General features: G+C 36.9%; 10 protein-coding genes and 1 pseudogene. 3 read left to right on the top strand and 8 right to left on the bottom strand.

What is annotated here, in order from left to right; translation table 11 throughout:
* Positions 1–39 precede the first annotated feature (39 nt).
* From AC0VXY_RS04280 to AC0VXY_RS04270, 3 genes are all read right to left on the bottom strand, one after another.
* Positions 40–1,032, bottom strand: coding sequence for a Gfo/Idh/MocA family protein (locus tag AC0VXY_RS04280; RefSeq protein ID WP_475527015.1), 993 nt, complete (start codon positions 1,030–1,032; stop codon positions 40–42).
* 172 nt (positions 1,033–1,204) lie between these two features.
* Entirely contained in the window at positions 1,205–1,972 is a 768-nt protein-coding gene (locus tag AC0VXY_RS04275) for an alpha/beta hydrolase (protein ID WP_475527014.1), read from the bottom strand.
* A gap of 154 nt (positions 1,973–2,126) precedes the next feature.
* On the bottom strand, positions 2,127–4,409 hold the full coding sequence (locus AC0VXY_RS04270) for a helix-turn-helix domain-containing protein (RefSeq protein WP_475527013.1): 2,283 nt from the start codon (positions 4,407–4,409) through the stop codon (positions 2,127–2,129).
* A 335-nt stretch (positions 4,410–4,744) separates the two neighbouring features.
* Here AC0VXY_RS04270 and AC0VXY_RS04265 point away from each other — a divergent pair, with 335 nt between their 5' ends.
* The 3 genes from AC0VXY_RS04265 (at position 4,745) to AC0VXY_RS04255 (ending at position 7,819) form a co-directional block, all read left to right on the top strand.
* Positions 4,745–6,436: a right-handed parallel beta-helix repeat-containing protein gene (locus AC0VXY_RS04265; protein WP_475527012.1), complete on the top strand. Its 1,692-nt coding sequence runs from the start codon at positions 4,745–4,747 to the stop codon at positions 6,434–6,436.
* 212 nt (positions 6,437–6,648) lie between these two features.
* Positions 6,649–6,801: a hypothetical protein gene (locus AC0VXY_RS04260; protein ID WP_475527011.1), complete on the top strand. Its 153-nt coding sequence runs from the start codon at positions 6,649–6,651 to the stop codon at positions 6,799–6,801.
* Between the two features lie 190 nt (positions 6,802–6,991).
* Entirely contained in the window at positions 6,992–7,819 is an 828-nt protein-coding gene (locus tag AC0VXY_RS04255) for a nuclease-related domain-containing protein (RefSeq protein ID WP_475527010.1), read from the top strand.
* Between the two features lie 74 nt (positions 7,820–7,893).
* Here AC0VXY_RS04255 and AC0VXY_RS04250 read toward each other — a convergent pair whose 3' ends face one another.
* The 5 genes and pseudogenes from AC0VXY_RS04250 to AC0VXY_RS04230 form a co-directional block, all read right to left on the bottom strand.
* Complete coding sequence (locus AC0VXY_RS04250) at positions 7,894–8,685, bottom strand: STAS domain-containing protein (RefSeq protein ID WP_475527009.1); 792 nt, start codon at positions 8,683–8,685, stop codon at positions 7,894–7,896.
* A gap of 512 nt (positions 8,686–9,197) precedes the next feature.
* Positions 9,198–10,094 carry a glycerol kinase gene (locus AC0VXY_RS04245; RefSeq protein ID WP_475527008.1) on the bottom strand — a complete coding sequence of 299 codons (897 nt, stop codon included), beginning with the start codon at positions 10,092–10,094 and terminating at the stop codon, positions 9,198–9,200.
* A gap of 764 nt (positions 10,095–10,858) precedes the next feature.
* Positions 10,859–11,290, bottom strand: coding sequence for a type II toxin-antitoxin system death-on-curing family toxin (locus AC0VXY_RS04240; protein WP_435993023.1), 432 nt, complete (start codon positions 11,288–11,290; stop codon positions 10,859–10,861).
* Positions 11,291–11,491: a hypothetical protein gene (locus tag AC0VXY_RS04235; protein ID WP_435993025.1), complete on the bottom strand. Its 201-nt coding sequence runs from the start codon at positions 11,489–11,491 to the stop codon at positions 11,291–11,293.
* A gap of 146 nt (positions 11,492–11,637) precedes the next feature.
* Positions 11,638–11,889: pseudogene (locus AC0VXY_RS04230) on the bottom strand (immunity protein YezG family protein); the annotation flags it as partial.
* Positions 11,890–12,000: the final 111 nt, after the last annotated feature.

Genomic DNA, 12,000 nt, shown 5'->3' with positions numbered 1-12,000 from the left:
TTTGAGCCTGATTGATTCACTGAGCCAGTTCTCTCCAATTCAATTCTGTTCATAGAATGTTTTAAGGAGAATAGGTTTTTTAGTTTTGAGTGATTCGATGGCTGCCAAGGATATTCTAACTGCTTCATACGCATCATTTGGTGTCACTAATGGAACGCGGTCTTGTTCTATACAATCTAAAAAGTGCTCCAATTGACAATAATACGGAGATGGGGTCTGTTCCTCTGAAAGTATATTGATAACGTTTTCATTTTTGTTTATATTTTTCAGATCCATTTTTTTAGTCTCGCTGTCCAGCTCGATAATCCCTTGATCACCCATAACCTCCAGCTTGGTATGAAAACTTTCATGAGACCAGCTACCCTCAACATAAGCTACTACTTTATTATCAAACTGTAATTTCACAAGTGCATGGGTATTTTCCAATACCTCGCTATCCCTTGGCTTGATGAAAGTTACCTCCTCTACCTCCCCAAAACACCACCTAAGGTAGTCAAAGTCATGGATCATTAAATCTAAAATCATCCCTCCACTATTCACTGCGTCAAAATACCAATTGTTCCAAGAAGTTGGATAAGAGCTATTACGGGTTGATTTTACTCTGGCCGTTTTACCGATGCCCCCTGAGTCTATTATTGTTTTTGCTTTTTGATATTCTGGAAAAAAACGTACAACATGTCCAACATATAAGTTCACTTTATACCTTTTGCATAGTTGTATAATTTCTTTTGCGTCTTTTAAGGTGTTGGCTAAAGGCTTTTCACAAATAATGTGTTTGCACACCGCAGCGGATTTCTCTACAAAACTTTTGTGTAAATAGGTTGGAAGGCAAATATCAACAACCTCAAACGAATCCTTTTCTAAAGCTTCCTCAAAGGATGAGAAATATGTTATCTCCTGATCTTCTTTATCTAACCAAACAGGATAACGTATATCCACGACGCCAATTTGATAGACATTTTTCATTTTCTGATATTCCCTTACATGAGTTTCCCCCATGTTTCCAGCTCCGAGAACAAGCACCGATTTCATTGCTTCACCACCTTCCCATCATGGTTTCGTTTTGTGAATACTTTTTGTGTTGAATTTAAGTTAGCATTTTGATGGGAATTCAGTATATATGTCACTTTTGTGCTTACTGTGTATAACATGACAAATGCTTATATAAAGCCTATGATATCGAGGGTATCGATTTACATTCAATTTATTTCTTTTCTTTTTGGGGTATCGGTAACCAGGAAAGGACTCTCTGGATTTTTTTGTCCCAATACACCCAATCATGGGTCCCCGAATCAAATTCTTTTGTTACATCAAAACTTGTTTCATTAATGGTTTTATAAAATCTTAGATTGTCCTGGTACAAAAAGTCTTCCCTGCCACAACATTGATAAAGGAACGGTTTACTTTTTTCAATGGCTACTTGATTAACCAGCCATAATAGATCATGATCAGAATCAGCTAAACATTGTCCCTTTCTAAATATAGGACGAAAACGATCGGGTTTTTTCTTCCTATAAGATTGAATATCCAATACCCCTGACAAGCTGGCAGCCGCTGCAAATTGTTCGGGATGATGGAGTGCCCATTTAAATGCTCCATAACCTCCCATTGAAATTCCAGCTACAAAATTCTCTTCTCGCTTATCAGACAAAGGAAATAAAGAACGAACTACAAAGGGAAGTTCCTTCGTCAAGTAAGTCCAATACTTTTTCCCCATGTGCATATCTGTATAAAAACTATGGTCAACTTGAGGCATTACGACAGCCAGATTATAAGGTTCCACATAACGTTCAATGGAAGTTCTTCGTAACCATGCAGAATCGTCATCGCTGTAACCATGTAACAGGAAAAGGGTCGGAAATTTACTATTCATACCCTCCGGATTAGAAAATTCAGATTCAGGAATAAGAACGGATATTGATGTGTTAATGTTTAATACTTCAGAGAAAAATTGACATTTGATTAAAGCCATTGTCTGCCCCCTTGTAAGTTCTTGATTAAAAATCATGATAAGCAAAAAGAAAAAGCCCCTAATTAGGAACTTTTTCTAAAGTTATCAAGTTGAACAATCAACATAAATATGTCATCCATGCACAAGTATGTGATTGTTTACATATTGGAATGATTTAAGGATTAGGTGCTTGAAATTCTTTTTTATCCTTTTTATAGCTGTATTGTCTTCTATATTGACCAGGGGTTAACCCTTCTTCCTTTTTAAATTTACGTGTAAAATTAGCGACATCTATATATCCGATATCCAATACAATTTCTTTAATAGGGCAATTCGTTCCTGTTAACTGACGTTTAAACTCCTTATTCCGCAAATCCCACACATACTGTGTAAAAGTAGTACCTGTCTGTTCCTTAATAAATCTGCTTAGATAAGATACAGAGAGATTGAATTTCTCAGCAGTGCCTTCCAGGCTTAATTCATGTGATTTATAGCGGATAGAAATAAAATTCAATATACTATCTCTTAATGTGTTGTTTTGACTTTCTTTTCGCTTATTTATTTCTTCACAAATTAAGGATAATAATTCTTTAACTCTGATCTCAAGTTCATTTATAGAATGAAACTCCACAAGTTCTTTGATATTGGTCACATTTAATCCAAGTTCAGAGATGCTTTTTAACACAGTATTGACCACATCAAAGCACATGCACCGTAAAAGGTATACGGAAGTATTCTCTGACCGGATCTCCTTGAAAATTGTTGACAAAGTGTGCTGAGCAACCACTAAATCCCCTTGCTTCAAACTCTGTGTAAATCTTACCTGCTGGTCCATAGGGTACCAAAAAGTAGAAGGGGACTCTTCTTCTTGAATAAACTCTTCGAAATATACAGATGTATTCAGAAGGTTATAGGTTAAAGAAGCATTTGCTTCAATATAAGAGTGGTTAATTCGTTCAATCCCCTCATATACTCTTCCTACACCAATTCTTGGGGAAGGGCTGCACTTTTCCTGTAGACGGTGAATCATTTTATTGACAAAAGATTTCTTCATTAAATGTTCGTCTTCTTTGTCAGCAGATATATTTACGATCAATGCAATGGCATTATCATATACCAATTCGACCCCATACCCTTTTCCATGTTCAAACGAGAATTCAGAAAGCCATAGTAATAATGCTTCCCTCTCTATAAGGGTTCTTTTTTTATTTAGTTTGGCGTTAAAAGCAATCACTACTGTAAAATAGTGTCCGCCCAATGCCATGTCTAGATCTTTTAAAAGGAAAGCGTTTTCTGTAACATTTCTTGTATCACCATTCAATAACTTAATTAACAATTGATCTCTGACAAAAGGTTTCTGAACTTTCATTTTATCTAGTAAGATTTCATTATCGTTATACATGTATTCTATCGTTTCAACAATATTTTCTAACTCATTTTTCACTTGAACGTCCTTGTCAGGCTGTATATGCTTTGCTTTTAACTTTTCCGTAATCTTATAGATTGGTTTGTATTGCTTAAATGTAAACAGTATGGCTATACTGGCACCAAGAAGAATGATCAAAGAAAGCATGATGATGATGGATGTTTTCAAAGATTCCATCTTGCTGTAGAATTGTCCTGCAGGAACAGCCGATACAAATGTCCAATTACTTTTGTCCGAACGAATTCTCACTAATGAGTACTGCTTATCACCGAGTTTCTTTTCTTCTATACCTGGCTGTCCTTTGGTAAATGCAAGGAAGTCCTTCGAGTCCAGGGCTTTCCCATTGGTACTAGAAGCTATCTTTTTCCCCTTTTCGTTAAATATATAAATACTTCCGTCAAATTCTCCTAACAAATCTTTAATTAAATTTGTGTAAGTTTTTTCTTTCACTATAAAAAGTAAAGTACCATAGCTCGCAGAGTTGACTGGTATTGGATAAGCATATGTAATAGCGTTTAATTCCTTGTTATTACTATTCTTAATAGAAATCGACCTGTTAATCGGAACTTTAGCCGATTTCAAATCCTTCACCAAATTCTCTTTGTCTTGTTCTGTCAGATGATATATTTCCTTTGCAAACGTGTTAATGCTCCCGCTTCCGCCAGTAGAATGCAATTGTCCTTCATCATGATAATATAAATATAATTCCTCTATAAACGAACTATTCATTTTGTATGTATTTAATTCCCTGATAGCTTCAATACTCTCATAAGGCTGTTTAAACATATAAGGGGTTAACCGGGGGTCATATGATATTCGATTAGCTATGTTTTGAAGCTCTTTTTGCCTTTCGTCTACTAAATCTTTTACTTGCTCCAGTTTTTGAGTATTGGACTGAACAATTTCCTCTCGAAGATCCGTAACCGACATATAATATAAAATCACACTCGTAATGAGGAATGGAATTAAAAAAATTGTCATGTAAGAAAATAAGTACTTGTAGAACAATTTCGACTTTTTCTTCATTAACATAAATCTCCCCCCCTTTTTATCAAAACCTCCAAAAATTGTAATCTTACCACTTTATTTTACAACAAAAATTGATGAAATGTTTCAATTTTTTGAAAATTTTCCATCAAATTAAATATTCCATTTTGAAGAACCTTTAATCTATACCGCTTGACGTTCCTACCCTAGTACATAATTGCAAAAATGACATATTGTACAATTTTACAATTAGTGAAAATATTAATCTGAATATTAAGAATCCATAAATTTTTAGGAGGTGTCTAATTTCTTTGTCTGATTTAATGCAGCTTCGCTCGTTCCATGAATGTATGGAAAATTAAAATAGAAAGGATCAAAATATGACAAATTCACCTGAAAAACAAAAAAATGAGAGACGCCAAGTCCTTAAAGTTGCCGGACTTTCGCTTGGTTCTTTAATTGCTATGGGAATCTCACCCGGAAACGTATTAACATATGCCAACGAGACTAGCAATTCAAAGCCACGCGCTGAAGAAAACAAGCCACGATTTTTAAGTGAAACACCAAACTTTGTTATAGCCACTGATGTACCTGATGTATTAGGAGACGGTTCTAATGATGATACAGCAGGTATTCAAACCCTGCTTAACTTAGCAGACTCCCATGAAGGAGTAACGATTTACTTCCCTGCGGGCACATACAGGCTTACGGATATACTTCTGATTAAAGAAGGAACAAAGATTATCGCGAATCCGAAAGCCATATTTAGTAAAGAGCATAATGCAGGGCTTCTAAAAAACATCGCCCCTGATAGTACAGCAACAAAATATAATGGCAATGGGAACATAACCATTATAGGTGGTATATGGAATAATAATGCTCCCTCTTATACTGGAGGAACTTCTTTTATATTTGCACACGCTGAGAATCTACTATTTAAAGATTTAACTATTCTAGATGTGGATCCCGGTCATGGCATGGAAATAAACTCTTCAAAAAATGTCCTTATTGAAAACTGCAAATTCAAAGGAATGAAACAAGTTTCTCAATACAATGAAGCCATACAAATTGATTTAATGAAATCTATCAATACCTTCCCGTGGAAATCCGGAAACTTCGATAATACACCATGTTCCAATGTAACTGTGCGGAATAATTACTTTGGTCCAAGTGAAAACCTGGGTAGTTGGGCAACCGGTGTAGGCTCCCATGGAGGGACGATAGGGGTGTATCATGAAAATATCACCATTGTAGATAACGTCTTCGAAGATACCATTCGTTATGGAGTGAGGGCCTATAGCTGGAATTATCTAAATGTATCTAATAACCAATTCATGAACTGCGGCGCCCCTGTCATGGTTGAGACCAATGCGATCGGTGGAGAAAACTCCGTAGATGCCAATGGACAGCAAACTAATGCTTCCCAACCCTGCAATTCCATTGTATTTGCTAATAATATCATTGTGGGTGGAGGTGCATACTACAGTTCCGTTACCGTAAGAGGCAAAAATGAAAACGGTGAAGTATCTAATGTTGTGATAGAGGGAAATTCGTTTGAAAGTGAAAATGAATCAGCTAAACATGCAACTATACAAATCCATACCAATGTAAAACATTTAAATATTTCGGACAATACTATTTCAGATTCTAACCAAAATGCACTTTATATTCATAGTGGGGTTTGGTTTGTGACCGTGGGAAATAATTCTTGTGAGAATATTGGTTCAACTGGGGTATACCTTAAAGATGTTCACAGTCTAACTATTACAGGCAATGTTATTCAAGGAACTGGCTATGACGGACTATGGCTGCAAGAAACTCAAAATGCTTCGATAACAGGCAATGTAGTTAAAGAGATTGCTAGTGGGCGTTACCACTATCGATTAAGCGGGGGGAATAATAACTTTACAATAAATAGCAATACCGCCTCAAATGCGGATAGTGATGCAGCTAAAGCGTTATATATTGGTTCAACGAATGCAAGTGGCGTCATAACTGGAAACAACTTTTCAGGTATCGGAGTAAGTTTAAATTCCTCAAACAATATATTAGAAGCCAACAATTTATTATAATATATCCCTTGCGTTTTTCACTTTTGGAAACAATTTTTTTGACTCTAAGATAAAGATAGAAAGAGCGTGTTTAGAAATGAGATTTATCAAAACACGCTTATAAAGTATAGATCATCTTAAAGGATACGGTTCAACGTACCATTCAAACCTAATTTTCAACTTAAACCGGCTCTCCAGAAGAAGCAACTGACTGACCATTCTTCACACAATCAATGAAAACAAAGAGTGCCATAATTATGGTATCCAATTCTTCATCTAGAATTTTCACCTTGATGGAGTATGGGGACGGCTCTGATACTTCCACTGATGAGGATGGGACGTTGACGTATTGGGTGAAGGATCATTATTCGAGGAGTTTGGAGTAGGATGACCAAAAAAGGTCCGTCTTTAAGCAAATGATCCTGCTAAGGGACGGACCTTCGTCAATAATATGAATTCATTTGCAAAGCCCATGGCCGTTGTAAAAAGTATGAGCTCTCTTATCTTTACCCCTGGCACTCAAATCTTCGCAAATAAGTACGATAATAACCATATCAAACCACCAAGGAGAAACTCATGCTATTATTCCTAAACTTCCTAAAAAAGAAAACAACTGAACCTAAACCAAAACAATCTGCTACTCCACCACCATCAAAACCTAAAAGAACCAATGAACAAATCGCTACTAGAAAAGGAGAATTAGGAGAATACAAAATTGATATCCAACTGGATCAGCTCCCAAAGGACTATCGCCATCTAAGCGATCTCCTCATCCCCAACTCGAAAGCGAAGTCCGGCTATTCACAAATCGACCATGTGGTGATTACTCCATACGCAATCTTTGTTATTGAGACAAAAAACTATCAGGGTACCATCTATGGCGGGAAAGATCGGAACACATGGCTGGTCAATGGGAAGTTCAAAATGATGAATCCTTTTGTACAAAACTATGGGCACCTGAAAGCACTGTCTTCATTGATCGATGAGAAGTACCACAACCTATTTGTTTCCATGGTTTCTTTTACAAAACGCTCTACATTTAAAGTAGATCCGGATTACCGTAAGATCGCTTCTACTGAACTGATTGTGTATGACATCGAGCTATCGGAGTTTATCCATCGGAAAGAATCGGTGTTAAAGATCCAACATAAAGAACCTCTTATAAATGAGAGTGATATCCTGGCCATTCATCAAGCCATCGTTAATGCCAATATCCCTGACCTGACCGTTAGAGAAGGGCATAAACGAGCGTTGAATAGCACTGAAAAAAAGACCAGTTTTCCCTCTAAATGTGAGATTTGCGATAAATCTGTTTCTGATAAGGTTAGGGCTTATTGTTTATCGAATACTACTTTTAAAGGGAAGGTTTATTGTTATGAACATCAGAGAAGCGTTGGTAAGTAATTTAGATAGTCGCCTCTCTCATGGGGTTTTGAACTGTAAAGGCCAGAGGGACAGATGCCCTGGCCCGTCATTTTTTATAAAGAGCCAAGGTCTCCATGGCTCCTGTTGGCATTACCTTGAAGCTTCATAATATACTTTAATCCCGCGTTCGCACTGCGGAAAGTTCGGACGTTGAAGATATCTTTAATCGTCAATGCCAGTTCTGGTGTTATCCCTACAAGAATGAGTTCTACCCCTATTAATCGTAAGCAATCATGCAACGATTGAATCGTGCAGGTGAATTGATTAACAACCTGTTTCACTCCACCTAATGATAATAAGACAAATTCTATCTGTTTGGATGTACACTCTTCTAGCACCATTGAAATCAAGTGATCTCCTCGATCTATATCCATATCTCCTAAAAGAGGCAGGGCAATGGTGTTCTCCCAAATATGAATAATCGGAACCTGCAGTTCTTTTATCATCTGGTCTTTTCTTTTCTGTTCCTCCGCTTGTGACGTTACATCCATCAACATAACCATATATCCTTCTATTTCGGCAGTATCTTCTAGTGGGTGAATGGGCGTAATGACAATATCCGCAGCAATTTTATCCGCAATCATAATTCTTGCTCTGTGCCCCTCTCCTAGCTCCTTCATCATACCCCTTTGATAGTCAGGAGAACGATGAAAGTGGTCCATATTTAACCCAATCATATCTTCCGCTCTTGATAATCCATAATAAGGAGCAATGGTCTGCAATGACTGGATCGCTTTGCGATTCATCCAAGTGATCTTGAAATCTGTGTCGGCAATAAGAATATTTTCTCCAATACTATTTAACGTATTTGTAGCTGTAATATCCATAGGAAGCTGATTACTCATGATCCTCCACCTCGTAATGAAATTTATTTCTTTCTCTATATTATAGTGCAAACTTTATGAACGTAAAAACATTAATGAAGAATATAGAGTCACTGTGTCTCACTCTGTGTATAGGAGGGTTCTACCCTAACCGGGGGCATGGGAATAACGGGGAGGTTTCTGATGCTTACTTTTATTATAAAAAAAGCACGAGAACTGCCCCCCTCCGTGCTTCTATCTTCATATCCCGAAATGGGGTCAGTCCGCTAATCCGTTAGTGTGTCGGGGGACTGACCCAAAATCTGTGATAATAATTTTAGGTTTTATAATGAACGGAGGTCTATAAATCCCTGCATAACCGCATCAATTTCTTCATCAGATCTTACACGACCAGTTCCAGCTTTCTGAGCGATAACTTAGAAGCAGAGTGAAGGTTCTGGTGCTTCCTGGCAACATAAAAAGAAGCACGAGATCCGTCCCCATGCTTTCCACTAGCTTTCGTTTTGCATACTTAAAAGGAGACAATCCACCTCTTAATAAGCCTTAATCCCAAACATCAAAAGCTTCTTAGGTAAAATATCATCTAAGTTCTGGATATCAGCGTCATTCAGCTCAATTAAATTAAATCCATATTTATGATAGATTCGTAATTTCTCTTGTTTCCTTGTTGCATACTTCGGATCATTTTCCAATCCCCAATATTCTATGTATACTTTACCAACGGGCAGATAGAAATCGGTATATACATCTTCTTCAACTGGTAACTTTCTTTCATAAGCATGTGCAATTTCGGACATGTACAGCCAATTATCAATTAACATCTCTGCTCTTGACCGGACATAATGTCCATCGGTTGCTCTGTGTTTGGCTTCGAACTTCTCTCTGAACTCTAATGGGTTGTGTTGGACAGACTCTGCTTTCTCTTCCGTCCCATTCCCCTCTAGCTCTTTCATTGTTTCGACTAATCTTCTATTCTGCAGTATACTGTTTGGCCAGTTTACATATGGGACACCCGTTTTATCGTATTCAAGCTGTTTTCCACCCAAACTTAATCCGAGTTTTGTTACGGTCCAACCTTTTAGACCCTTTTGAACAAACCCAAGTTCCGACAGGATTGGATTCATTTTAAGCTTCGATACCCCAAAATGTTTACTTAATGCAGTAGCATTTATAAGGATTTCATTACTATCCGTTTTAAACATGCTATGATCTTTTATGTCTTCCTTCCAGGCAATGTACTCTCCCACTCTTGGAAGTTTTTTTATGGTGCCCCCTATCTGCTTTCCCTTTTCAGTTAGCATCCAATTATCATCTACCCTGTTAATGAACCCATTTGCAAGGAATATATTAAACATTTCTTTAACATTTATTTTTAATTCCTTTGAAAGTGCAGTTGTGGAAACGTATCTCACTTTATCCGTTGTACTCATGCCATCCCTCTTTTTCAATAATCTGCTAATTATATAGTACTTCTTAATTATTGAGAGAACAATAGATATGGGGAGATTCCTTTTTTCAGTAGAAGCAAGTGGCACATTAACATTAAACCGTTTTACCGCTAAACACAGCAACAACATCCAGTTAATGGTAAAATAAGGGGTGTGAGTGAGCTGGCTCCACATAAGCATTTGAATCTTTGTTTATTCCCTCCCATGAATGCCAATCTTCCTCTATGCAGGTAGAATAAACAATTCAAAATAAAGGACGGATCCATAAATGAACTTCTACTCTGGATAACACTTGGTTTTTTTCTTATGGGAATGATTACACTCGTTTTTATAAAAAGTCAACAATCTGGTTTATAGTAGGAACGACAGCATGGGGTGCAGCAAGCATCATGGTTTTTGTTCGGTGGTTTAATACGATTTAGAAAGGTGAGAACACGATGAAATACATATTCAGCATGTATGCCGTGATGGCGTTGATTATAGTGGTTAATTTGATAAGTGAGTATCTACTAAACGGAGCATATTCGGCTATTGCGAGTTGGGTGGTTACCGTTTTATTTTTCTTCGGTACTTTGTTTTTATTAATGCTAGATACGTATTTTCAAAGAAGAGGGATGAGAGGTAAATCATATGATGAGAGGTAAATCATATAATGAAAGAAAAGGCTATTCACAATAGGGGGGGGCAGAATAGCCCTCGTTAACCCATAAAATAAAAACTCCCCATGACCATCTGACTACAATTACCTACGTCAGGTCGGAGAGTTTTTCAATATCTAAAATATAAGGTTGTGTGTGAAGTTCTATCCAAGCTTCAATTTCCTCCAAATTTGGTCTGGTTTCATGATTAGCGATCATCAAACAGAAATCGTACAATTCATTTTGATCGACTTTAAATTCATATCCATTAAACTTCAAGAACAAGTCCGTTGATAGAAAGGCAGCCCGTTTATTCCCATCAGCAAAACAATGTGAAATGGTGATCCGTAGCATGTAAACGGCAGCTTTCTTGAACAAGCCTGGGTATTGTTCTTCGCCCCAATACTGAGTTTGCGGTTCGACTGTTCGTTTCTCTACACAATCTTCATCCATTCCATAAGTCTTTCCGCCATATGTTTCCCATCCAAGTAAATGGGCTTCCCGGATATCTTCTACTAATAAATAATAGATTTCGCTCAATTACGTGCGAGAAAGACGCTGCAAAGCTTCATTATTGTTATGAATACTTTCTTTAATCAAGGCTTTCTTCAAATCCTTCATAGTCATATCCTTATCTTTTTGCTTCTGCATGTCTTTCAACTCCTTATCCATTACGTTCATATTATCCCCTGCCTTTTGTTCTGATCGCTTGCCCAACTCTTTATCCTCTTGGTCGCTCATATAACCACCCCTTGGTGAGAAATGTATTCTCATTATGGGTAGAGTAGACCTTAAATTATACCTATTTTACCATAAAAATGGTATGTCAGTGTAAAACTTTTTATTCGTATACTTGGCGGTTGTTTGCTTCTCTTATACCTTAGTTATCACTTAATCAGCACTCTTGCAGTGCAGATAGAGGATCTATTTTCATCAGTAGGTACCTTATCTAAATATTTGCTTTTCCAAATAATCATTTGGTCACTAAAACTATACTCTGTATCAAACCAATTTGTATAATCATAATGCAACTTAAATTTACCACTACTGTTTAAAGACATTGTAAAAGAATACCAAGCTTCTTGATCATTATCTTTAAAAACTTTCCTAAGTTCCTTACTTAATTTATATAAGTGATCTACATTTTTATAAATCCATCGAATCTACAATATCTTCAAAGGATTGCTTCAGGTCCTTCCATATGTACTTCGCCGTGTCGATAACAAAACGGGGTCAGTCCCTCGGCACAA

This window comes from Rossellomorea sp. QJM3NY_18, assembly GCF_056173145.1.
This window is presented reverse-complemented; position numbering and strand designations above follow the sequence as displayed.

Excerpts from the sequence above, each read along its gene's own strand:
- AC0VXY_RS04270 (WP_475527013.1), bottom strand. The coding sequence starts at position 4,409 with ATGTTAATGAAGAAAAAGTCGAAATTGTTCTACAAGTACTTATTTTCT.
- AC0VXY_RS04260 (WP_475527011.1), top strand. The coding sequence starts at position 6,649 with ATGAAAACAAAGAGTGCCATAATTATGGTATCCAATTCTTCATCTAGA.
- AC0VXY_RS04265 (WP_475527012.1), top strand. The coding sequence starts at position 4,745 with ATGACAAATTCACCTGAAAAACAAAAAAATGAGAGACGCCAAGTCCTT.
- AC0VXY_RS04280 (WP_475527015.1), bottom strand. The coding sequence starts at position 1,032 with ATGAAATCGGTGCTTGTTCTCGGAGCTGGAAACATGGGGGAAACTCAT.
- AC0VXY_RS04255 (WP_475527010.1), top strand. The coding sequence starts at position 6,992 with ATGCTATTATTCCTAAACTTCCTAAAAAAGAAAACAACTGAACCTAAA.
- AC0VXY_RS04235 (WP_435993025.1), bottom strand. The coding sequence starts at position 11,491 with ATGAGCGACCAAGAGGATAAAGAGTTGGGCAAGCGATCAGAACAAAAG.
- AC0VXY_RS04250 (WP_475527009.1), bottom strand. The coding sequence starts at position 8,685 with ATGAGTAATCAGCTTCCTATGGATATTACAGCTACAAATACGTTAAAT.
- AC0VXY_RS04275 (WP_475527014.1), bottom strand. The coding sequence starts at position 1,972 with ATGGCTTTAATCAAATGTCAATTTTTCTCTGAAGTATTAAACATTAAC.
- AC0VXY_RS04245 (WP_475527008.1), bottom strand. The coding sequence starts at position 10,094 with ATGAGTACAACGGATAAAGTGAGATACGTTTCCACAACTGCACTTTCA.